Consider the following 23592-nt stretch of genomic DNA (forward strand, 5'->3'; position numbering starts at 1 on the left):
GCCCGAGCCGTGCGGGCTACTCCCCGCTCTCCCGTGCCTCCGGTGTCTCCCGTGCCCAGCGGGCCAGCTCCGTCAGTTCCGCGACGAGTCCGTCGACGATCCGGCGCGTGGTCTCCGGCCGATGGCGGTTGCCGCTGAACCCGACGGTGAGATTGAGCCGCCCCGCGACGACGAAGCCGATCACGTCGACCAGCCGGAACCGGGTGCCCACATCGCTGCGCTGGCGGCCGTACGCCATCCGGGGAACGCTCAGCAGATCGCTGCGCATGAACACCTCGTCGACCTGCCCCAGATAGTTGACGCCGATCTCCGCCTGGGGAAGGGAGCGCAGCGCGGCGGCCTCCGGATCACCGGACACGTACCGCAGCAGCCCGTGTCCGGCACCGCGGCCCGGCTGCGACCGGGCCTGGTCCACGGTCCGGTGCAGCGCGTCCACCGCCGACTCCGACGGGTCGAACTCGAACAGCACGGGGACGAGCGTCGAGAACCGCCCCACGGTGCGGCTCACGTCAGCGCCCGCCACCGGCAGGTCACGTCCGTGCCGCTCCAGATCCAGCAGGACCCGCCGCGCGTCCTCCCCGCGACCCTCGTCCTCGAAGGGCAGGGACCGCAGGAGCGCGGAGCAGAGCACCTCCGACAGATCGGCCCGCACCCGCCGCGGCAGCAGCCGGACCAGCGCCTCCGTCACCTTCCGGTCGAGTCGCACGGTGTGGTTGTCCAGCGATTCGAGCGAGTTTGCCCCCTCGGTGCCGTCCAGCCTGATCACCGATGGCGACCGGCGGTCCTCGCCGGCCCAGTAGTCGAGCTCGGCCCGTACCTCCGGACCCTCCGCGTACGCGCGCAGCCCTTCGGTCCAGGACCGGAAGGACGAGGACTTCGGCGGCAGTCCGCCCTCCTCGCCCGCGGCCAGGTCCGCGTAGCAGCCGAGCAGGTCCTCAAGGACGATCCGCCCCGAATAGTGGTCGACCGCCAGCCAGTGGGCGAGGAAGAGGATGCAGTGGGGGCGGTCGCCCATGTCGAAGTAGGCCATGCGCAGCAGCGGCCCCTCGGCGAGGTCGAGGCTCGACTGGAGCGAGTCGCTGATCTCGGTGCTGCGCAGCTTCTGGGCGCGGCTGTCGAGCCCGGACAGGTCGTACGTCGTGAACGGCAGCGCCTCCGACTCCTCGTACGGAGCGACCTCGGCCTCCCAGCCGGCCCCCGGGGCGGACTCGCGGAAGCGCAGCCGCAGGGCGTCGTGGTGTTCGAGGACGCGACGCAGCGCGAGCGCCAGCCTGGCGGGCTCCAGCGGACGTTGCAGCGACAGCAGGAACGAGGCGTCGTTCCAGTGGTGACGCTGCGGCAGGTCCTGCGAGAGGAACCAGTGCTGCGAGGGCGTCATACCGGTCGGACCCACGGGGACGTCCTCGGCCGTGCGGACCACGGCGGAGCCGACGACCAGTGCTTGTTGGGTGATGGTGGGGTTTTGGAATATGTCGGGGAGTTGGAGGTGGAGTCCTTGGCGGTCGGCTGCGGCGGTGGCGCGGAGGGCGAGGAGGGAGTCGGCGCCGAGTTCGAAGAGGTTGTCGGTGGTGGAGAGGGGTTGGGTGGGGTTGAGGAGTTCGGTCCAGATGGTGGTGAGGGTGTGTTCGGTGGGTGTGTTGGGGGGTGTGTGGGTGCGGTTGGTGGGGTTGGTTGTGGGGTTGGGGAGTGCTTTGTGGTTGATTTTTCCGTTGGGTGTGAGGGGTATTTCGTTGAGGGTGATGATGGTGTTGGGGATCATGTAGTGGGGGAGTTTTTCGCGGAGCCAGTTCTGTATGTCTTGGGTGGTGGGGGGTGTTTGGGGGTTGGTGGGGACGATGTAGGTGATGAGTCGTTTGTTTTCGCGGTTGGTTGTGTGGTGGGTGGTGGTGAGGGTGGTGTGGATGTGGGGGTGGGTGGTGAGGGTGGTGTCGATTTCTCCGAGTTCTATGCGGTAGCCGTTGATTTTGACTTGGTGGTCTTCGCGGCCGAGGAATTCGATGGTTCCGTCGGGCCAGTAGCGTCCGAGGTCGCCTGTTTTGTAGAGGCGTTGTTTGGTGTGGGGGTGGGTGGTGAAGGCGTTGCTGGTTTTCTGGGGGTCTTTCCAGTAGCCGAGTGCGACGCCGGTGCCGCCGATGTGGATGTGTCCGGTGGTGTAGGGGGGTCGGGGGTTTTGGTGGTGGTCGAGGATGTGCATGGTTTGGTTGGTGAGGGGTTTTCCGTAGGGGATGCTGGTCCATTCTTCTGGGGTGGTGGTGATGGGGTGGTGGATGGACCAGATGGAGGCTTCGGTGGCGCCGCCGAGGCTGTGGAGTTGGAGGTGGGGGAAGGTGTTTTTGGCGCGTTGGGGGAGGGTGAGGGGGATCCAGTCTCCGGAGAGGAGGGCTGTTTTGAGGGTGGTGTTGGTGGGGGTGTTGTTTTGGTTTCGGTGTTCGGTGAGGAGTTCGAAGAGGGCGGGGACGGAGTTCCAGGTGGTGATGTGGTGGGTGGTGAGGAGGTGGTTCCAGTGGTGGGGGTCGCGTTGGGTTCCGGGGTTGGGCAGGACGAGGGTGGCGCCGGCGGTGAGGGTGCCGAAGATGTCCCAGACGGAGAGGTCGAAGGAGAGGCTGGAGATTCCGAGGATGGTGTCGTGGGGGGTGAGTTGGGTGCGGTTGTTGATGTCGTGGATGGTGTTGAGGGCGCCGCGGTGGTCGATCATGACGCCTTTTGGCTGGCCGGTTGAGCCGGAGGTGAAGATGACGTAGGCGAGGTCGGTGGGGGTGCGGGTGGGTTGGTGTGGGGTGGGGGTGTGGTACCAGGGGGCGTTGTTTTCGATGGTGAGGGGGGTGATGGTGGTGGGCCAGTCGATGTCGGCGGTGTCGGGTTGGGTGAGGACGGTGCGGGTGTCTGTGTGGGTGAGGAGGTAGGTGATGCGTTCGTGGGGGAGTTCGGGGTCGATGGGGAGGTAGGCGGCGTCGGCGTGGAGGATGCCGAGGACGGCTGCGATCTGTTCCCAGCCTTTGTGCATGCTGATGGCGACGAGTTCGCCGGGTCGGACGCCGTGGGCGCGTAGTCCTTGTGCGATGTGGAGTGCGTGGTCGGTGAGTTCGGCGTAGGTCAGGGTGCGGGTGGGGGTGATGACGGCGGTGGCGTCGGGAGTCCGGGCGGCCTGGGCGAACACCGGCTCATGCAACAAACCCTCGGGAAGGGACGCGACCGTGTCGTTCACCCGGGAGACGACCTCCAGGTGCGAGGCCGGCGCACGGACCGGAGCGGGCTGTGCCCAGGCCTCCGAAGCGTCGACCAGCGTCTCCAGGAACGATGTGTAGGCCGAGAACGCGTCGTCGAGCACGCCGGCCGGGAACAGTCCCTCCACCGCGTCCCAGGTGAGCAGGAGTTCACCCGCGATCTCCACCACCTGGTGGTCGAGATGGACCTGTGGCGTCTGTGAGATTCCGTCCAGCAGCCTGCCCAGTCCGGGCAGCGTGCCGTCGGAGTCGCCCGGCATGTCATGGCCGAGGACGCTGGTGAAGACGACGGGCATCGCGGCCCGCGCGGGCCCGTGCTCCCGGGCCAGTTCGCGGATCAGACGCACCCCGCCGAACGCACGGTGCTCCAGATCCCGCATCAGCCGGCTCTGCAGGGCGCGCGCACGGTACTCGAAGCCCTGGTCCGTGTCCCGGTGATCGGATTCCAGGAGGATGAGGTTGGTGAAGTCGCCGATGAGGTGTTCGGTGTCGGGGTGCAGGGGGAGGCGGTCGCCGATGGTGACGTTGAGGGTGAAGTGCGGTTCTTTCGCCCAGGTGGCGAGGGTCTCGGCATAGGCGGCACACAGCAGGGTGGACGGGGTGAGGCCCCGCTGGTGTGCCTGCTTCTTCAGGCGGGTCCACTGGTCGGCGGGCAGGGTGTGGGTGCGGCGGGTGAAGCGGGTCGGGGTGCCCGGGGGGATCGGGAGGGTGGGCAGTTCCGGTGCGGGCGGGAGGGTGTGGAGACGTTGGGTCCAGTAGTCGCGGGCGGTGGTGTTCTCCAGGCCGGTGGTGGCGGTGCAGTAGTCGCGGAAGGACAGGCCGATCGGGGGAAGGACCGTGTCGGGGTCGGCGTAGAGGGCTGCCCATTCGGTGAGCAGGATGCGGACCGACGCGGCGTCGGCGATGAGCATGTCCAGGCTGAGGTGGAGGCGGGTGGTGCCGCCGGGCAGGCGCTGTGCGCGTAGCTCGAACAGTGGCCACTGGTCCGCGGGCCGTACCTCGTGGGACAGGGCGTCCCGTACGGCGGTGATCTCGGCTTCGGCCTCTTCGTCGCTCAGCTGTGAGAGGTCCTGGTAGGCGATGGACGCCTCGGGGACGGTGTCGAGGATCTGCTGGCGTCCGTCCGGGCGGACGATCGCGCGGAGCATGTCGTGACGTGCGACCAGCCGGCGCAGGACCGTGTTGCCGCGTTCGGGCTCGAAGTCCCCTGACTCCAGTTCCAGATAGAGATGCGTCGACACATCGCCCAGCTCGAACAGACCCGAGCGGCCCAGCCAGTACGCGTGCTGCACATCCGTCAGCCCGAACGGCTCGTGCAACCCACCGGGATCGGGCACGAGGACGACCGCGGCCGCCGAGGATCCCGCTGCCTGAATCACCAGTGCTTGTTGGGTGATGGTGGGGTTTTGGAATATGTCGGGGAGTTGGAGGTGGAGTCCTTGGCGGTCGGCTGCGGCGGTGGCGCGGAGGGCGAGGAGGGAGTCGGCGCCGAGTTCGAAGAGGTTGTCGGTGGTGGAGAGGGGTTGGGTGGGGTTGAGGAGTTCGGTCCAGATGGTGGTGAGGGTGTGTTCGGTGGGTGTGTTGGGGGGTGTGTGGGTGCGGTTGGTGGGGTTGGTTGTGGGGTTGGGGAGTGCTTTGTGGTTGATTTTTCCGTTGGGTGTGAGGGGTATTTCGTTGAGGGTGATGATGGTGTTGGGGATCATGTAGTGGGGGAGTTTTTCGCGGAGCCAGTTCTGTATGTCTTGGGTGGTGGGGGGTGTTTGGGGGTTGGTGGGGACGATGTAGGTGATGAGTCGTTTGTTTTCGCGGTTGGTGGTGTGGTGGGTGGTGGTGAGGGTGGTGTGGATGTGGGGGTGGGTGGTGAGGGTGGTGTCGATTTCTCCGAGTTCTATGCGGTAGCCGTTGATTTTGACTTGGTGGTCTTCGCGGCCGAGGAATTCGATGGTTCCGTCGGGCCAGTAGCGTCCGAGGTCGCCTGTTTTGTAGAGGCGTTGTTTGGTGTGGGGGTGGGTGGTGAAGGCGTTGCTGGTTTTCTGGGGGTCTTTCCAGTAGCCGAGTGCGACGCCGGTGCCGCCGATGTGGATGTGTCCGGTGGTGTAGGGGGGTCGGGGGTTTTGGTGGTGGTCGAGGATGTGCATGGTTTGGTTGGTGAGGGGTTTTCCGTAGGGGATGCTGGTCCATTCTTCTGGGGTGGTGGTGATGGGGTGGTGGATGGACCAGATGGAGGCTTCGGTGGCGCCGCCGAGGCTGTGGAGTTGGAGGTGGGGGAAGGTGTTTTTGGCGCGTTGGGGGAGGGTGAGGGGGATCCAGTCTCCGGAGAGGAGGGCTGTTTTGAGGGTGGTGTTGGTGGGGGTGTTGTTTTGGTTTCGGTGTTCGGTGAGGAGTTCGAAGAGGGCGGGGACGGAGTTCCAGGTGGTGATGTGGTGGGTGGTGAGGAGGTGGTTCCAGTGGTGGGGGTCGCGTTGGGTTCCGGGGTTGGGCAGGACGAGGGTGGCGCCGGCGGTGAGGGTGCCGAAGATGTCCCAGACGGAGAGGTCGAAGGAGAGGCTGGAGATTCCGAGGATGGTGTCGTGGGGGGTGAGTTGGGTGCGGTTGTTGATGTCGTGGATGGTGTTGAGGGCGCCGCGGTGGTCGATCATGACGCCTTTTGGCTGGCCGGTTGAGCCGGAGGTGAAGATGACGTAGGCGAGGTCGGTGGGGGTGCGGGTGGGTTGGTGTGGGGTGGGGGTGTGGTACCAGGGGGCGTTGTTTTCGATGGTGAGGGGGGTGATGGTGGTGGGCCAGTCGATGTCGGCGGTGTCGGGTTGGGTGAGGACGGTGCGGGTGTCTGTGTGGGTGAGGAGGTAGGTGATGCGTTCGTGGGGGAGTTCGGGGTCGATGGGGAGGTAGGCGGCGTCGGCGTGGAGGATGCCGAGGACGGCTGCGATCTGTTCCCAGCCTTTGTGCATGCTGATGGCGACGAGTTCGCCGGGTCGGACGCCGTGGGCGCGTAGTCCTTGTGCGATGTGGAGTGCGTGGTCGGTGAGTTCGGCGTAGGTCAGGGTGCGGGTGGGGGTGATGACGGCGGTGGCGTCGGGGGTCCGGGCGGCCTGGGCGAACACCGGCTCATGCAACAAACCCTCAGGCACAGGAGCCACGACGCTGTTGACCGCCTCGACGACCCGCAGATGAGCCGCGGGAGCGGAGACCGGATGCGTCAGATCCCAGGTGTCCGGCGTTTCGGCGAGAGCATCGAGCAGGGCCGTGTACGCGGAGAACGCGTCGTCGAGCACACCTGCCGGGAACAGCTTCTCGACCGCGTCCCAACTCACGACCAGGGCCTCGTCCTGCTCCACGACCTGGCAGTCGAGATGGACCTGCGGCGTCTGCGACAGCGCGCCGACCGCGTGACCGAGACCCCGAACCGGCCGGCCCGGTGACCCCGGCATCTCGTATCCGAGGATGCTGGTGAAGACGACGGGCATCGCGGCCCGCGCGGGCCCGTGCTCCCGGGCCAGTTCGCGGATCAGACGCACCCCGCCGAACGCACGGTGCTCCAGATCCCGCCAGAGCTGACGCTGCAACATCCCCGCCCGCTCGGTGTACGAGCCCTCCGTCCGGTGATCGGTCTCCAGGAGGACGAGGTTGGTGAAGTCGCCGATGAGGTGTTCGGTGTCGGGGTGCAGGGGGAGGCGGTCGCCGATGGTGACGTTGAGGGTGAAGTGCGGTTCCTTCGCCCAGGTGGCGAGGGTCTCGGCATAGGCGGCGCAGAGGAGCGCGGAGGGGGTGAGTCCGCGCTGGTGTGCCTGCTTCTTCAGGCGGGTCCACTGGTCGGCGGGCAGGGTGTGGGTGCGGCGGGTGAAGCGGGTCGGGGTGCCCGGGGGGATCGGGAGGGTGGGCAGTTCCGGTGCGGGCGGGAGGGTGTGGAGACGTTGGGTCCAGTAGTCGCGGGCGGTGGTGTTCTCCAGGCCGGTGGTGGCGGTGCAGTAGTCGCGGAAGGACAGGCCGATCGGGGGAAGGACCGTGTCGGGGTCGGCGTAGAGGGCTGCCCATTCGGTGAGCAGGATGCGGACCGACGCGGCGTCGGCGATGAGCATGTCCAGGCTGAGGTGGAGGCGGGTGGTGCCGCCGGGCAGGCGCTGTGCGCGTAGCTCGAACAGTGGCCACTGGTCCGCGGGCCGTACCTCGTGGGACAGGGCGTCCCGTACGGCGGTGATCTCGGCTTCGGCCTCTTCGTCGCTCAGCTGTGAGAGGTCCTGGTAGGCGATGGACGCCTCGGGGACGGTGTCGAGGATCTGCTGGCGTCCGTCCGGGCGGACGATCGCGCGGAGCATGTCGTGACGTGCGACCAGCCGGCGCAGGACCGTGTTGCCGCGTTCGGGCTCGAAGTCCCCTGACTCCAGCTCCAGATAGAGATGCGTCGACACATCGCCCAGCTCGAACAGACCCGAGCGGCCCAGCCAGTACGCGTGCTGCACATCCGTCAGCCCGAACGGCTCGTGCAACCCACCGGGGTCCGGAACCAGCGCCGGACCGTCAGCCCCTTCCACGAGGGCCTCGTCGGGGGAGGTCAGCCGCAGATCGATCGCCTCCGCGAGCGCACGCGGGCTCGGTGCCTCGACGAGATCGGCGAGCGAGACCGACACACCCAGCTCGGACTCGACCGTGATCTGGAACTCGGTCGCGTGGAGCGACTCCAGGAAGAGCTGCTCGTCCGGGTCCGACGGCCGCTCCCTCCCGGTGATCGCCGCATAGCGATCGCAGAGGTAGTCGCTGATCGTGCCGAGCCGTTGTGCGGGTTCAAGGGAGAGCAGGACCGTACGGTCCACCACGCCGATGCCGACGTGTCCGCTGCTGGTCGGATTCACTGGATCCCCTTCGGAGTGCCGTTCGGCGAAGCGTCCCTGCACGTGCCTGTCGCGGGCCACCCTCCCTGTCCGGGAGCAGGCCCACGAGACCCGAAGGACACCCGGGTCGGCCGGGCAGCTGGTGACGTGGAGCAGTGTCCGTTCGAGGGGGACGTGAGGTGGGGCCCTTCGGCTGCGCCCTGCTGGGCTGTGCGGCACCGGGAACGCCCGCGAGTGTGCAGGGGAATACCGTCTGCCAAAGGAGCGACTGTGACAGGGCCCTCACCGAAGCGGAGTTTCGGCCGGACACTGCTTCGGATCATTCCCATCCTGGCCGTTCTCATCGCGGCCGGTGCCTTCATCATCGCGAACCGCACGGAGGCCATCAGCCCGGAAGGGACACCGGTGTCGCTGAGCAAGGCGCTGAGCATCTACCGGGAGCATCCGAAGGCTTTCCGCGACGAACTCGGCCAGATCAAGGCCCCGGTGTCCCCGAACAAGGCGATCAAGGGGTTCACGGTGCCGGCCGCCGGTGTCTACACGTACAAGACGGACGGCAAGGACTCCATCATCTACGCGGGGGACAGCTATGAACGCCCCTTCCCCAAGGAGAGCTACGCGCGGGTGCACCATGGCGGCGGCTGCGTATGGGAGCTGTACTTCGCCCCGATCGAGGAACACGTCGACGCGCACCGCCAGTGCAGTGGGAAGAACGAGTACCTGTGTCTCGCGCACATGCAGAAGGTGAGCTTCGCCGGCATCGAGGGCGACGAGGCCCACAAGTGCAATCCCGCGATGGTCCAGGTCGGCGGTGCCGCGGTGAAGCCCGGCGGGAAGGAGGAGACGATCTGCGTCGCCCACGGCAACCGCGCGCGGATCGTGATCAAATACGTCGGCGACGAGACGGTGGACGTCGGCGGCGAGAAGCGCGGCGCCCATCACGTCCGTATCGACAGCTACGTCAAGGGCGACGGTCTCGACGGTGACGCCGTCGCCGACGTGTGGTTCGACAAGGAGGACGGCCTCTACCTGAAGGTCGTACGGTCCGCGGACGTCAACGTCGACCGAGGCGGCGGCAACAAGGGCACGTACCGTGTCGAGGCCTCCTACGCCCTGACCTCGCGCACCCCGCAGATCTGATTCCTGTCGCCGGGAACGCACCAGCCGGAGCACCGGAAGAGGCCCTGTCTCCTCGGAGGGAGACAGGGCCTCTTCGTGCGTCGGCGACGCCGGTGGCGCCGGATCAGCGCACGGCGGCCGTCAGCCGGGAGCGGACGGAATCCAGGACGCGTGCGGTGTTCTCTGCGATGAAGAAGTGCCCGCCCGGGACCGGTTGGAGCTCGAAGTCGCCCGTCGTGTGCATCCGCCAGGGGGCCATCAGCTCCGCGGGCGCCCGGTCGTCCTCGGTGCCGGCCAGGGCCAGGACCGGGCAGTCCAGCGGCAACCCGGGGGAGTAGCGGTAGCCCTCGGCCGCCCGGAACTCGGCCCGGAGACCGGGCTCGGCGACCTCGCGCAGCGCCTCGCTCTCCATCAGCTCCGGCGGCGTTCCGCCGAGGAGCCGTACCTCCTCCCAGAACTTCTCGGTCGGCAGTTCGGCCAACTCCGGCCCCGGGGAGGGGAGATGAGGTGCCACGTGACCGGAGGCGATGAGAGTGTGCGGTCCGGGCGCGCCCTTCGCGCGCAGCTCCCTGGCCGTCTCGAAGGCGATCAGGGCACCGAGGCTGTGGCCGAGGAACGCGAAGGGGCCGTTCTCCGCCCTCAGCCGGTCGGCGAGGGCGGAGGCGAGCGCGGTCACCGGAGCCGCGGGCGCGACCGTGCTCGGCCGGCTGCCGCGCCCGAGAACCCGGACCTCGGCGTCCGGGGCCAGCTCCTCCGCCCACGCGCGGTACAGCGACTCGGCGCCCCCGGCGTGCGGGAAGCAGTACAACAGCATGTGCGCACAACTCCTCTCGAATCTCGGTGCGCGGTCCCGGCGCTCAGCACACCGGGTCAGTCCTCCACCAGGCGGGCGAACGCGGGGATGACGAACAGCTGGGTGACGAGCGTCATGCCGATCAGGACCGCGACCGCCTTGAGCAGGGCCTCGGTGACCGTGCCGCTCGTGGGACCGGTCATCAGCGCACGGACGCCCTCGATGACATAGGTGAAGGGGTTCCACCGGGTCAGCGCGGCGAGCCAGTCCTGGAGCAGGAGCGGCGGAGCCGCCGCCGGGCTGGCGAACAGCAGGAGGACCGAGAGCGGAGCCATCGCCAGCGGGGCCTGCGGATTGCGGGTGCGCAAGGCCACGATGTAGAAGAAACCGCCGTACGCCACCGACCACAGCGAGCACAGCAGCAGAAGACCCAGCACGCCCAAGGCACCCTGCTCGATCCGGGCGCCGAGCAGCACACTGACGACGAGGACGACGAGGACGGCGGGCACGACGCGGATCGCGTCGAAGAGCAGCCGGGACAGCAGCAGCGCGGTGGGGCGCACCGGTTGCAGACGCAGCCGGTCCAGGAACCCGCTCTGGGCGTCGAGCACCAGCGCCGTCGCCGAGTATCCGGACCCCATCATGCCGGTGAACAGCAGCAGCCCCGGAGCCATGTAGGCCGCGTACGGCGTGACCGGGAAGCCGGGGATGAAGGCCATCCGCTCGTAGCTCGACGCGACCAGCGTGATGAGGAACAGCGGGAAGACCACGGGGAAGACGAACGCGATGACGGGGCTCCGTACCCCTTCGCGCAGATTGCGGACGAGCAGTGTCGTCGTACCGGAGGCGGCGGACATCACATTCCTCCCTGCTGGGTGCCGATGGTCCGGCCGAGTGCCGCCGCCGAGACCGCGCTCTCGTGTGCGACCTTGCTGTCCAGGGACTCACCCGTGAGCCGGACGAAGACGTCCTCGATGGTCGGGTCGGCGACCGTCGTCCCGTCCAGCGGAACCCCGGCGTCGCGCAGCCGGGCCAGTAGTTCGGGCATCAGATCCTCCTTGCCGGACAGGTCGATGCTCAGGACGCCGTCGTCCTCGTGGCAGGCCGCCTCGCCGACCACGGTGGCCGCTGTCCCGCGGGCCTCGGGCGAGGCCGCGGTGAGCTGGAGGACCTTGCCGCCGATGCCCTTCTTGAGCCCTTCCGGAGTGTCGGTGACCGCGACCCTTCCCTTGTCCAGGATCGCTATCCGGTCGCACAGCTCGTCGGCCTCGTCGAGATACTGCGTGGTGAGGAACACCGTGCCGCCGTCCGCGCGGTACTGCCGGACGAAGGCCCACAACGCCCGCCGGCTCTGTGGGTCGAGCCCGGTGGTGGGCTCGTCCAGGAAGAGCAGTTCGGGCCGGTGGACCAGGGCGAGCGTGGCGTCCAGCCGACGTCGCATGCCGACGGTGTACGCGGCGACGAGCCGGTCCGCCACGTCGGTCAGGCCGAAGGAGGCCAGCAGCTCGTCGACCCGTGCCTTGCGTTCCTTGCTGCTCATGCGGCGCAGCGAGGCGATGAGGTGCAGATGCTCGCGCCCGGTCATCAGCGGGTCGAGTGCCGCCTGCTGGAGCGAGAGACCGATCCGGTCGCGCACCTCGGACCGCTGTCTGACGACATCGAGCCCGAGCACGCGGGCCTCGCCGGATGTCGGCCTGATGAGAGTGGCCAGGACTCTGACCGTGGTGGTCTTGCCGGCACCGTTGCGGCCGAGGAAGCCGAACACCTCGCCGGCACTTACCTCGAGATCGACGTGGTCGAGTGCGACCGTGCCGTCGTCGAACGCCTTGTAGAGGCCTTGGACCTCGATGGTGGACATGGAGTCACTCTGGGAGCAGCGGCCCTCCGTGCACAGCGCTGATTCGGAGCGTCGTTCGTGCCTCGCCGGACGTCCGTTCGGAGTGGCCGATCGGCGTCGCCGGTGGTGCTGTGGCACGGACGTCCCGTTGGCCCTGTGGACGGAGCACGCGCCGGCGCTAGAAACGACACCGAGACCGTACGGGACCGTGCGAGACCGAGGGGACTTCGTGAGCGTCTTTCCCAGCACCGAATGGCTGCAGTCATATGTCCAGCGCATCAACGGTTCGGAGGAGTTCGAGGAGGCGGCGAGCACCTTCGACGCCGAGATCGCCTTCGTCTTCGAGGCCGAACCGGAGAGCGGGGTTCCCGCCGACGTCTGGTGTCACACCGAGTTCGGCGGCGGCAAGTGCAAGTGGGCCGAGTACGACACGGGCGAGGAGAAGGCCAAGAACTCGACCTTCGTGATCCGGGCCCCGTACTCCTCCTGGAAGGGGGTCATCCAGGGCGAGATCGATCCGATCGAGGGCATGCTCGACGGCGATCTGATGGTGACCGGGCATCTGCCGACGCTGCTGCGCTACGTCCGGGCGACGGATGAGCTGGTCTCGCTCGCCGCCCATGTCGCCAGCACGTTCGTGGACGATCCGCGCTGACCCGGCGCGTCCACGGACACGGCCCGGCGGGGCGCCGTCCTCCTCGGACGGCGCCCCGCCGGTTTCGTACGTACGGATCTGCCGGGGTCGGACTCTGGTGGGCCGGACAGGATGGGACCAGACCCCGGGGGCTGATCGGCCGGGGCCGGGCCCCGGCCGGCTCGGTCGGGCCGGGTCAGCGGACTTTGCGGACGACCTCCAGATCACCGGCCAGATACAGCTCCCGGCACACCCCGCGCTGCTTCTTGCCCGAGGAGGTCTTCGGGAGCGTCGCCGGGCGCACGATCAGCACCTCGGCGGGTGCGTGCTGGGCGGTGGTGCGCAGCACGTCGAAGAGCTCGCGCCCCAGCCGGTCCAGGGACTCCTCGCCGCCGACGCCCTCCGCGACGACGACCATCCGCTCCGTGTCCGGCAGCGAGAACGCGATCACATGACCCGCCCGTACGCCGGGGACCGCCTCGGCGGCGATCTCGTAGTCCTCCGGGTAGAGGTTGCGACCAGCCACGATGATCATGTCCTTGGCGCGGCCGCAGATGTACAGCTCCCCTTCGTGCAGGAACCCGAGGTCGCCCGTGCGCATCCGCCCGTCGGCCAGCTTTCCCTGGCCGTCGAGGGGCTGGTCGGGGCCCGTCCAGTAGCCGTCGGTCACGCCGGGGCCGCGCACCTGGACCTCGCCCACGTGCCCGTCGGGAAGCTCCTGGTCCGTCGGTCCGTGAATGGTGACGGTCGTCCCGGCGAGCGGCCGCCCGCAGGACACCAGCGGCCGGGCGGGCAACGGATGGTCGCCGCCGTTCGGCACCTCCTCGGGATCCAGGACGCGAGGTGCGGAGCCGGCGGAGTCGGCGCTGACGACCAGCGTGGTCTCGGCCATGCCGTAGGTCGGGCAGAGGCTTCCGGCGGGCATTCCGCTCTTGCCCAGGATCTGAAGGGTCTCCTCGACGATGTCGGCCGTGACCGGTTCCGCTCCGTTGATGGCGACCTTCAGACACGACAGGTCCAGCTCCGCGGGCCGCAGCTGCTGGGCCCTGGCCGCGAGCCGGTAGGCGGAGTTGGGCGCGGCGGTGATCTCCGCACGCCACGCGCTCACCGTCGCCAGCCAGGACGACGGCCGGCCGAGGAAGTTCTCGGTGGGCATGACCACGGTGTGCACACCCTGCGAGACCAGTCCGACGACGGAGACGATCCCCATGTCGTGGTAGAAGGGCAGCCAGCTCACATAGGTGTGGCCCGGGCGCATCTCCAGCGTCTCCATGCACGACCGCACGTTCTCGATCAACTGCCCCTGCCGGACCGGTACCGCCTTGGACGTGCTGCTCGTGCCCGAGGTGAACTGCAGCATGCCGAGCTGATCGGCCTCCGGCATCGGCGGTGCGGGAGCGGGACCGCCGGCCGAGGCTGCGTCGAGGGTGAGCACCCGGACGTCCGGCAGCCCCACGCCCCGTACGAACTCGGGGCGGTCGGTGATCACCGCGGTGGCCCCGGCGACGGCCGACCGGCCGACGAGCAGACCGCGTGCCTGAGCGCCGTCGCCGCGCTGTTCGTGCGGCAGGACGACCGGCACGGCACCGAGCCGCCAGAGGCCGAACAGATTGATCAGCATCATCGGGGAGGTCGGGGCCATGACGCAGACCCGGTCGCCGGGGGCGACACCCGCGTGCCGCAGACCCACGGCGGCCCGGGTCGAGCGTTCGTGAAGTTCCTGTAAGGAAAACCGGGTGACGCGCATGGAACCGTCCAGGATGGAAAGCGACCCGCCGTGTTCGGCCGCCCGGCTCATGGCTTGGGGGATTGATGTCTGAATATTCCCCTCATGGCGGACTGTCATAGCGGCGTTTCCTTCCCTGTGAATTCAGGCATACTGCGACAGGCTAGGCGGATGATCCCGGCCCCGGCAGTTCCTCCGGGGGGCTCGTGTGGGGGTGCCCGATCGGTGCGGCCGCGAGCGTGGCCTTCTGTCGTGGCGAGAAGAGGGGCCGCTTCGGCGCGGCCGGACGAAGGTGGCGAAAACCAATCGCTCGGCTCCGGAAGTCCGTTGGCGGCGTTGCTAGGCAGTGCTTTCGTGGCTACTGTCGTCCGCGTCTACTAGCACCGCGTAGTAGGAGACCGGATTGGCGAATCGCAGCGCACCGGGGGCGAATCCCCGGGTGCATGCGTTTCGCCGTCGTGCCGTCTCGGAGGCTCCACCCCGCCCTCCACGCGAACGACGGCTCTCCAGAACTGCCATACAACCGCCCACCCCCGGCGGCACCGCAGCCGGTAAGTAGCCAAGGAGTCAGAGCCGTGACGCAGGCAACTCACACCACCGCCCAGGACTACCGGCACAATTCCACGAAGACGCCCGACATCGCGCTCGTCGTCCCCAACGAGATGGCCCGGCTGGGTCTCAAGACCATGCTCTCGGCAATCGACATGCGATGTCTGGTCGAAGCCGATTCATTTGACGCACTGTCGAATAGCCTCGACCGAATACCGGTCGACGTGATCATCATGTCCTGTACGGAGTGTGATCTGGACGTACATGAGGAGTCGCTTCGAGAAGTGGCCGGACGTGGCGTGAAGGTTTTGTTTCTGCTGGAGAGCGCCGCGCAGCACATGATTGCCAGGGCCGCGTGTCTCCCGGTGGACGGATTTCTCATCCAGTCGGAGCTGACCGGAAATACCCTCGACGACGCCATCCGCCGCATTTCCGACGGAGAGATCTCCATGCCGTCCACCCTCGCCCGGGAACTGCTGTCCCAGGTACGGGACCGGGGCACGGTGAAATCACCGCGCCCCGTCTCCCTGACACCCCGGGAGCAGCAGGTGCTCTCCCTCGTCGCGGACGGTCTGAGCAATAAACAGATCGCCCGCCGGCTCGGCATCTCCGAGCACGGCGCCAAACGGCACGTGGCGAACGTGCTGGCCAAGCTCAACAGTCCCAACCGGACCCTGGCGGTGGTCACCGCGCTGAAGGAGGGGCTCCTTCCCGAGCAGGCCTGAGGGCAGGAGACGCCGTCCCGGCCGGTACCGCCCCGCTCGGCACCGTCCCGGCCGCCACCGACACGGCCGACACCGTCTCGCCCGGCACCGTCCCGGTCTCGTCGCGGCCCTCCGCCGAGGGGCGCCATGTCCGCAGCCGCAGGCTGTTGGCGACGACGAGGAGCGAACTGGCCGACATGGCCAGCGCGGCCAGCATCGGATTGAGCAGTCCGACCGCCGCGACGGGGATCAGCAGACCGTTGTAGGCGAAGGCCCAGGTGAGGTTGGAGTGGATGACGGCCAGGGCCCGCCTGGCCAGGTGCAGCGCGTCCACCACGACCTCGATGTCGTCCTTCACCAGCGTCACACCGGCCGCACCGATCGCGGTGTCCGTGCCCGTGCCGAGCGCGATGCCCAACTCGGCACGGGCCAGCGCCACCGCGTCGTTGACCCCGTCACCCACCACGGCGGCGGTACGTCCGGCCCTGCGCAACTCCTCCACCACCTCGGCCTTGCGCTCCGGCGAGGCCGAGAAGTGGACCTCCTCGATGCCCAGTTCACCGGCGACCGCGTAGGCGGCCCCCCGTCCGTCACCGGTGAGGAGCACCGTGCTGACGCCCATCGCGCGCAGCCGCCGCACCGTCCGGAGACTGCCCGGACGCACCGTGTCGCCGAGGACGAGTACGGCGGCGACGGCGCCGTCCACCTCCACCACCACGCCCGTACGGCCCATGGAGTCGGCCCGGTCCAGCTCGGTCCGCAGTACGGCCGGCAGGTCCCCGGCCGCCTGCGGGCGCAGCACCCGCACCAGACGCCCGTCCACCACGCCCTCCACGCCCGTCCCGGTGGTCGCGAGGAAGGACGTGGCCGGCAGGGGAGCGTCGTCGCGCTCCAGGGCCGCCGCCGTCACCGCGCGGCCGATCGGATGCTCGGAGAGCCGCTCGACGGACGCGGCCGACCGCAGCACCTCGTCCTCGTCCCGTCCGGGCACCGTGACGACCGAGAGCAGCCGCATCCGTCCGGTGGTGAGCGTGCCGGTCTTGTCCATCACCACGGTGTCGATCTGCCGCAGCCGTTCCAGCACCTCCGGCCCCTTGAACAGCACCCCCAGCTGCGCCCCGCGGCCCGTCGCGGCGAGCAGCGCCATGGGCGTGGCCAGCCCCAGCGCACACGGGCAGGCGACCACCAGGATGGCCACGGCGGTGGTGACCGCCCCCAGCGCGGTGGCGCCGGCACCGAGCCAGAACGCGAGGACGGCGCCGGCCAGCGCCATGACGGCGGGTACGAAGACTCCCGCGACCCGGTCCGCGAGGCGCTGCGCCCGTGCCTTGCCCGCCTGGGCGTCGGCGACCAGCGAGGTGATCCGGGCCAGCTGGGTGTCGGCCCCGACGGCGGTGGCGCGCACCACCAGGCTGCCGCCGATGTCGAGGGTCCCGCCCATCACCCGGTCACCGGGGCCCACGTCCACGGGAACGCTCTCCCCGGTGAGCATGGACAGGTCGAGGGCGGCGCGGCCGCGGACCACCACCCCGTCGGTGGCGACCCGTTCGCCCGGCCGCACCAGGAACCGCTGCTCCGGAAGGAGCTGTTCGATCGGGATCAGGCGCTCCCGTTCGAGGGCGCCGTCCGCCGGGGACGGCGGCTCGTCGAGGACGGTGACGTCCTTGACGGCGAGTTCGGCCAGGGCCCGCAGAGCGGATCCGGTCCACCGCCGTGCCCGGTCCTCCAGGAGCCGCCCGGTGAGGACGAACAGCGGTACTCCGACCGCCGCTTCGAGGTAGATGTGATCGTCGCCCGCATCCGCCGTGAGCGAGAACGGCATCCGCATCCCGGGTTCTCCGGCGTCCCCCAGGAACAGCGCGTACACGGACCAGGTGTAGGAGGCGACGATGCCCAGACTGACGAGCGTGTCCATGGTCGCCGTGCCGTGCCTGAGCGCCCGCAGGGCGTTGCGGTGGAAGGACTCGGCTCCCCACAGCGCCACCGCCGTGGCCAGCAGGAAGCAGACCCACTGCCAGTTGTGGAACTGCGAGGACGGCACCATCGAAAGCACCAGGACCGGCAAGGAGAGCGCGGCCACGATCACGAGCCGGACGAGCCGGTCGCCGTCGTCCGCGGCTTCGGCGTCCTGCGAGGCCGTCGTCCCCTCGCCGACCGGTTCCGCCGTGTACCCGGCCTTCTCGACCGCGGCCACCAGCTCGGTGACCTCCACGAGCGGCGGATGCAACACGCGGGCGCGGCCGGTGGCGAAGTTGACCCCCGCTCTCACTCCCTCGATGCGGCTCAGCCGCTTCTCCACCCTGGCCACGCAGGCCGCGCACGTCATGCCGCCGATGGCGAGGTCCGTCGCCACCAACTCCGCGGTGTCGGTGCTCATTTCCGCTCCAGTCCCGCGCCGTGCTGCCCCGTCTCGTCCTGCGGAGGACTCCAGCCGGGCCGCAACTCGGGCGGGACCGGCCCCACGAGCCGGCCGGCCGCGTAGGAGACGGCGAAGAGCAGCGCGAGCAGAAGGAGGAAGCCGGACGACTTCACCAGGACGCCGTTCCCTCCCCGCCGAGCTGTCGTGGTGCGCAGGAGCTGTCCTTGCCGATGGTCTGCATCCATGACAAGTCAGTCGTGATCCGGGTCCCCGGAGTTCCGGACCCGAACGGACTGATGGGGAGCGAGTGCCCGTGACGTGGCGATCAGATCCAACCGCGGCGTGCCGCGACGACACCGGCCTGGAAGCGGTTCACCGCGCCCAGAAGTTCGTGGAGGCGGCTGATGCGCCGGCGCATCGTGCGGACCGACCAGCCGAGCTGGCGGGCTATGGCCTCGTCCTTGAGGCCGCTGACCAGCAGGGTGAGCACCAGGCGATCCTCCTCGCCGAGCGGGTCCTCGGCGGGGACATCGAGCGGCAGGGCCTGTTTCCAGCACAGTTCCCAGTAGTCGGTTAGAGCGTCGAGCAGCGAGGAGGGGCGGATGACCGCAGCGCGCACGCCGTCTAGGTCCAGAGAGAGCGGCATCAGCGCCAGCCGGCGGTCCGCGATGGCCAGTTTGATCCGCAGGCCCGGCATCACCCGGGCCTGCTCGCCACGGCGCACGAGTCCGCGGATGTCCTCGAGCACCCCTGGCCACTCCAGCGCTTCGGGGGCGTAGACCGCGCGGTAGCGCACGCCGCGCCCCAGCGCCGTGCTCTCCACCGGGTTGGAGGTGGTCAGTGCGTACGGCGGTCGGTCCAGTGTCATGACGTCCTCGCGCGCCTCCTGCTGGAGGCGGACGAACCAACGGCCGAGCGCCTCACGGCCGGTGGCGATCTCCACCTCGTCCTCCCCGGCGGTACCGGCCTGGGCCGCGGCGAAGAGGCGGGACAGCTCGCCCGCCGCCGAACGGACCCGGTCCAACTCCGCCGTCCTGTTCCGTACCAGGGACTCGACCGCGGCCCCCGGCTCGATCGCCGCGTACCGGCGGCGGACCCCCGCGAGGCGCCCCACCAGGCCGTGGTCGTGCAGCCGGTCCAGCGCCCTGGCGGCGCGGAGGGGGGAGCAGTCGAGGTCGGCGGCGAGCTCGGCCGGGGCCGCCGTACGCCGGGTCAACACGGCCCGGTAGACGCTCTCGTCGAACGGATCGATGCCTGCCGCGGTGAGCTCGTTCGTCATATGCGGATCCTGGCCCACTTGTGCCAGGTGCAGCAATGGGCCGCCACGATCCGTTGTACGGAGAGTGACTTCGGCGCTAGGACTTCTCCCCATGGCCAAGAACCCACGAAGAAGCCGACGTCTGGTGGCCGCCACGGTCACCACCGTGGCGCTGGCCGGGACGCTCACCGCGACACCCGGCACCGCGACCGCGAAGTCACCCGACCCGAACCAGCGGGTCATCGTCGAACTGTCCGGGGATGCCGCCGTCGCAGCCGCCCCCGGCGGCTCGCTCACATCCCAGGCCGCCGGCACCACCTCCGCCGTCGGCGACGCCCGGCGGGCCCTGGCGGCACGGCAGGACGCCTTCGTCGGGACGGTGCGGAATGCCGGACTGCACCCCGCCGCACCCCGCAAACTCGGCCTGCTCGTCAACGCCGTGGCCATGACGGTGCCCGCCTCCGAGACGGCACGGCTGGCCGCGCTGCCGGGCGTCATCACCGTCCGGCCCGACACCCGGATACAGGTGCGCACGGACACCAGCGTCCCGCTGACCGGCGCGCCCGACGTCTGGAAGCGCGAGGACCCGGCCGGGGTGAAGGCCACCGGCGAGGGCACCGTCGTGGCGGTCCTGGACAGCGGCGTGGACTACGGCCACCCCGACCTGGGCGGCGGCTTCGGCGAGGGCCACAAGGTCGTCGGCGGCTTCGACTTCGCCAACGGCGACGACGACCCGATGGACGACAACGGCCACGGCACCCACGTCGCGGGCATCATCGCGGGCAAGGCGGCCAGGGAAGGCGGCGTCACCGGCATGGCGCCCGACGCCCGCCTGCTCGCCTACAAGGTCATCGGCGCCGACGGCAGCGGCTACACCTCCGACATCATCGCCGGCATCGAGGCCGCGTCCGATCCGAGCAATCCCCACCCGGCCGACGTCATCAACATGAGCCTCGGCGGCCCCGGTGACGGCACCGACCCGCTGGGCCGTGCTGCGACCGCCGCCGTGCGGGCCGGAGTGGTCGTCGTCGCGGCGGCGGGCAACGACGGACCCGGCAGCGGCACCGTCGGTACACCGGCGTCGGCCGACGGCGTCATCGCGGTCGGCGCCTCCACCAGCGGGCTGCGGATCCCCAGCGCGTACCTGGCGGGCAAGGAGCCCGAACTGATCCAGACGTACCGAGGCGTCCTGTCCGCGAACCCGCCCCTGAAGCCGGTCACCGCGCCGCTCGTGGACGTCGGCGCGGGCACCGCCGAGGACTGGGAGCGGATCGGTGACGTACGGGGCAAGATCGTGCGGGCCGACATGCTCGTCGCCCCCAGTACGGACGTCCTGAGCCAGAGCGACATCGACTGGGCGCGCGAAGCCGAGCGACGCGGCGCGGTCGCCGTGCTCGGCGGCCTCCCGACCCACGACGGACCCGTGCTCGCCGCCACCCGGGGAACGGTCGAGGCCCGGGAGACCCCCGCCCGCCCCGACCTCGCCCGGACCGCCGCCTCCGGCGACTCGTTGCGCATGGACCGCCTGGTCGTCATGGGCATCGACACGACCCAGTACGCCCAGCTGAGCCGTGAACTGGCCGCAGGAAAGGTGTCCGTCACCTTGCGCGGCACCGACTCCACTGACGAGATCGCCTCGTTCTCGTCGCGCGGACCCGGCACCGGCTTCGGGCTCAAACCCGACCTGGTCGCACCCGGCGTGGAGATCCGCTCCTCGATCCCCACCTCGATGTACGAACCCGGTGTCTACCGCATGTCGGGCACCTCTATGGCGAGCCCGCACGTCGCCGGAGCCGCCGCCCTGCTGCGCCAACTGCGCCCCGAACAGGACCCCGACGAGGTCAGGTCCGCACTGGTCGGCACCGCGAAGCAGCTCGCCGGCACCGGCCCCACCGTCCAGGGCAACGGACGGCTCGACGTGGCCGCCGCGGCGTCGGCCACCCTCACCGCCTTCCCGACGAGTGTGTCGTTCGGCCTCGCCGACCTGGCGGACCGGACCGTCGGCGGCACCGCGAAGGTACGCCTGGCCAACCCCGACAAGAAGCCGCTGACCGTCACCCTCGGCAGTACCGGGCCCACCACCGTGTCCCCGGCGCGGGTCACCGTCCCCGCCGGGGGGTCCGCGACCGTCACCGTCACCCTGCGCGCCGACCGCCCGGCCGGCGACACGGAGATCAGCGGCCGGATCACGGCAACCCCCGCGCGGGGCCCGGCCCTCCGGGTGCCGTACCTGCTCGTCGTCCGGCATCTGGTCGTCCAGGCGTCCCCCGACCCGAGCGACGGCCGCTCCACCGTGCACATCGCCGCCCCGGCCGCCCTGAACGCGCCGCCGGAGATCAGGGTCACGCCGCCGCACGGCAAGGCCTTCACGCTGCCCACCACCATGAACGGCGCCGGCTACTACCAGGCCGACGTGACCGGGAAGGCGGCCGGCGCCTACCGGTTGGCCGTGCGGGCCACGACCACCGACGGCCGGCGGATCACCGGAACCGGTGCCTTCGAGGTCACCCCCGCCGGTAGCCGCGGCGACCGCTGGGAGCCCATCGGCCCGAACAGCGAGGCCGGTCACGTCGCTCTCTCGCCCGCCCGGCCGAAGCAGGCCGTCGTGACCCAGTTCCGCAAGGCCGCCCCCTGGCTGACCACCGACGGCGGCGCCCACTGGCGCCAGGTGGGCAGGCTGCCGATCGCCGACGGCAACGGCACCGGAGCGGTCGTGGTCGACGCCCGCCGCCCCGATCGTTGGTGGTACGCAGTGAACACGGCGGCCGATCCCACCCGCCGGGGCACGATCCTGCGCACCGACGACAACGGCCGCACCTGGCGGAAGCTCGACGTGCCCGACGCGCACATCGACGAGTTCGTCGCGGACGAGCAGACCCGTACCCTCGCCGCGATCGTCGACGGCATGCTGCTGGTCAGCACCGACGCGGGCGACAGCTGGGCGACGTACCCCACCGGCGTGACCGGTGACGTCCGCGACGCCACCCTCGTCGGCGACACCCTGTATCTGGCGACCTTCGAGAGCGTCTGGCGGATCGACGGCGTCGGCAAGGGCGACCCCGGTACGGCGCACCTCGTCCTCGACGAGCCGGTGAACACCATCCGCGGCATGACGGCCGACTCCACCGTGGTGGCGGCCTACGTCCCCGGTACGGGCGTCCGCGGCTCCTACGACAAGGGCCGCACCTGGTCCACCCTGTTGCCCCTGGCGGAGGGCGGCAACGGACTGTCCGCCTCCGGCGGCGACCTGTACCTGCGCGCGCTGTTCGGCGCCGGGCAGGTGAGCCGTGACCACGGCAGGACCTGGAAGGCCGTGCCCGCCCCCTCGAAGGCCGCCATCGCGATGGACTACGACCGCTGGGCCGACGGCTCGGTGACCGTGTCCAGCGAACAGGACGGCCTGTACCGCGGCTCGGCCGACGGCACCGGTTACCGGAGGATCGGCGTCCAGGGCCTGACCACCTTCGCCCTCGCGGCCAGCGGCGACCGGCTGCTCGCCGGAACGGTGAGCGGCACCTACCGCACCGCGATCCCCGTCACCGGCCCCGAGTGGGGCCAGACCGGGGCGGAGGGCATGACCGGTCGTCTCACCTCGCACATCGCCGTCTCGCCCCAGGACACCAAGGTGGTGTGGCAGGTCCGGCGTACCGCGACCGGCCTCTTCGAGGTCTCCCGCAGCGGTGACGCCGGCCGGACCTGGCAGGTGAAGGGCACGTCGTCGGAGATCCCGACCTCGATCCTGGTACACCCCGCCGACCCGGACCGGGTGGCGATCAGCTTCAGGAGCATCTTCGGCGACGGGCTCTTCTCGACGTCCGACGGCGGCAGGACGTGGAAGAACCTCTTCCACGAGAGGTCCTTCGATGTCATGGCCGGTGACCCGCGCGACCCGCGGCGCCTCTGGCTCGGCAACGCCTCGGGCCTCTACCGCTCGGACGACGGCGGCGTCACCAAGACCAAGGTCGCCGAAGGCCCCGTCTCCGCGATCGTGGCGGAAGGCCGACGCCTGGTCGTCGGCGGATCGTCCGTCCGGGTCAGCACCGATGACGGCAGGACCTTCCACACCGCCGACACCGGCCCGCTCGCGGTCCACGTCTCGGACCTGCTGCGGGTGAACGGAGCGCTCTACGCGGCCACCGCCCGCTCGACCGCGTCCGGACTCGTCCAGGGCGGCCGGGGCGTACTGCGCAGCACCGACAATGGCCTCACCTGGGAGAACATCTCGAGCGGTCTGCAGAACACCGACACCACCAAGCTGGCCGCCGCCCCCGACGGCCGCACGCTCTACGTCGGCGCGGTCGACGGCGGGGTACACCGCCTGAAACTGCGCCGCTGACCCACTCCGAGCATGACGAGTGTGACCGTATGACCGGCGCGAGCGCCGACCCGGCCCGGAGGTCCCGGGTCCGGTACCCACGCTGACCAGCGCCCTCGGCTTGGCCGCCCCCCTCGTCCTTCGGACGAAGGGGGCGGTCTTCTCATGCAGGAGACCGTCTGCTGCCCATGGGGTGCTGTTGATCCTCGGACCGACGTCGATCCGTCCGGCGGCGGCCAGGCCGACGA

Annotated in this window: 12 protein-coding genes; 4 read left to right on the forward strand and 8 right to left on the reverse strand. The window is 69.8% G+C overall.

The features are described from left to right. Positions 1-16 precede the first annotated feature (16 nt). Positions 17-8071 carry a non-ribosomal peptide synthetase gene (locus OG514_RS27840; protein WP_266899446.1) on the reverse strand — a complete coding sequence of 2685 codons (8055 nt, stop codon included), beginning with the start codon at positions 8069-8071 and terminating at the stop codon, positions 17-19. Positions 8072-8320: 249 nt separating this feature from the next. On the opposite strand from OG514_RS27840, the gene OG514_RS27845 reads away from it, so the two are divergent. Continuing rightward, the gene (locus OG514_RS27845) at positions 8321-9190 is read left to right on the forward strand and encodes a hypothetical protein (RefSeq protein WP_266899447.1); all 870 of its coding nucleotides are present in this window, start codon (positions 8321-8323) and stop codon (positions 9188-9190) included. A 103-nt stretch (positions 9191-9293) separates the two neighbouring features. Here the strand turns inward: OG514_RS27845 and OG514_RS27850 are convergent, their stop codons facing one another. The 3 genes from OG514_RS27850 to OG514_RS27860 are packed head-to-tail and all read right to left on the reverse strand — an operon-like array spanning position 9294 to position 11820. Then, a complete protein-coding gene (locus OG514_RS27850; RefSeq protein WP_266899448.1) occupies positions 9294-9983 on the reverse strand; it encodes a thioesterase II family protein in 690 nt (229 codons plus the stop codon). Positions 9984-10039: 56 nt separating this feature from the next. Further along, positions 10040-10819 carry an ABC transporter permease gene (locus tag OG514_RS27855; RefSeq protein WP_266899449.1) on the reverse strand — a complete coding sequence of 260 codons (780 nt, stop codon included), beginning with the start codon at positions 10817-10819 and terminating at the stop codon, positions 10040-10042. Beyond that, positions 10819-11820: an ATP-binding cassette domain-containing protein gene (locus OG514_RS27860; RefSeq protein WP_266899450.1), complete on the reverse strand. Its 1002-nt coding sequence runs from the start codon at positions 11818-11820 to the stop codon at positions 10819-10821. The genes OG514_RS27855 and OG514_RS27860 overlap by 1 nt, the downstream gene beginning before the upstream one ends. 208 nt (positions 11821-12028) lie before the next feature. On the opposite strand from OG514_RS27860, the gene OG514_RS27865 reads away from it, so the two are divergent. Beyond that, a complete protein-coding gene (locus OG514_RS27865; protein ID WP_266899451.1) occupies positions 12029-12454 on the forward strand; it encodes a hypothetical protein in 426 nt (141 codons plus the stop codon). Positions 12455-12629: 175 nt separating this feature from the next. Here the strand turns inward: OG514_RS27865 and OG514_RS27870 are convergent, their stop codons facing one another. Further along, complete coding sequence (locus OG514_RS27870; RefSeq protein WP_323181620.1) at positions 12630-14279, reverse strand: AMP-binding protein; 1650 nt, start codon at positions 14277-14279, stop codon at positions 12630-12632. 455 nt (positions 14280-14734) lie between these two features. Here OG514_RS27870 and OG514_RS27875 point away from each other — a divergent pair, with 455 nt between their 5' ends. Beyond that, a complete protein-coding gene (locus OG514_RS27875; protein WP_266899453.1) occupies positions 14735-15433 on the forward strand; it encodes a response regulator transcription factor in 699 nt (232 codons plus the stop codon). Here OG514_RS27875 and OG514_RS27880 read toward each other — a convergent pair. The 3 genes from OG514_RS27880 to OG514_RS27890 form a co-directional block, all read right to left on the reverse strand. Next, a complete protein-coding gene (locus OG514_RS27880) occupies positions 15393-17789 on the reverse strand; it encodes a cation-translocating P-type ATPase (RefSeq protein ID WP_266899454.1) in 2397 nt (798 codons plus the stop codon). The genes OG514_RS27875 and OG514_RS27880 overlap by 41 nt on opposite strands. Next, complete coding sequence (locus OG514_RS27885; RefSeq protein WP_266899455.1) at positions 17786-18016, reverse strand: hypothetical protein; 231 nt, start codon at positions 18014-18016, stop codon at positions 17786-17788. Before OG514_RS27885 ends, OG514_RS27880 begins: the two co-directional genes overlap by 4 nt. A gap of 80 nt (positions 18017-18096) precedes the next feature. Next, positions 18097-19050 carry a hypothetical protein gene (locus OG514_RS27890; RefSeq protein WP_266899457.1) on the reverse strand — a complete coding sequence of 318 codons (954 nt, stop codon included), beginning with the start codon at positions 19048-19050 and terminating at the stop codon, positions 18097-18099. 91 nt (positions 19051-19141) lie between these two features. Here OG514_RS27890 and OG514_RS27895 point away from each other — a divergent pair, with 91 nt between their 5' ends. Further along, positions 19142-23365 (forward strand): S8 family serine peptidase, encoded by a 4224-nt coding sequence (locus OG514_RS27895; RefSeq protein ID WP_323181621.1) that lies wholly within the window; start codon positions 19142-19144, stop codon positions 23363-23365. Positions 23366-23592 lie beyond the last annotated feature (227 nt).

Origin of the sequence: Streptomyces sp. NBC_00572 (assembly GCF_026341815.1) — a bacterium.
Classification (GTDB): domain Bacteria; phylum Actinomycetota; class Actinomycetes; order Streptomycetales; family Streptomycetaceae; genus Streptomyces.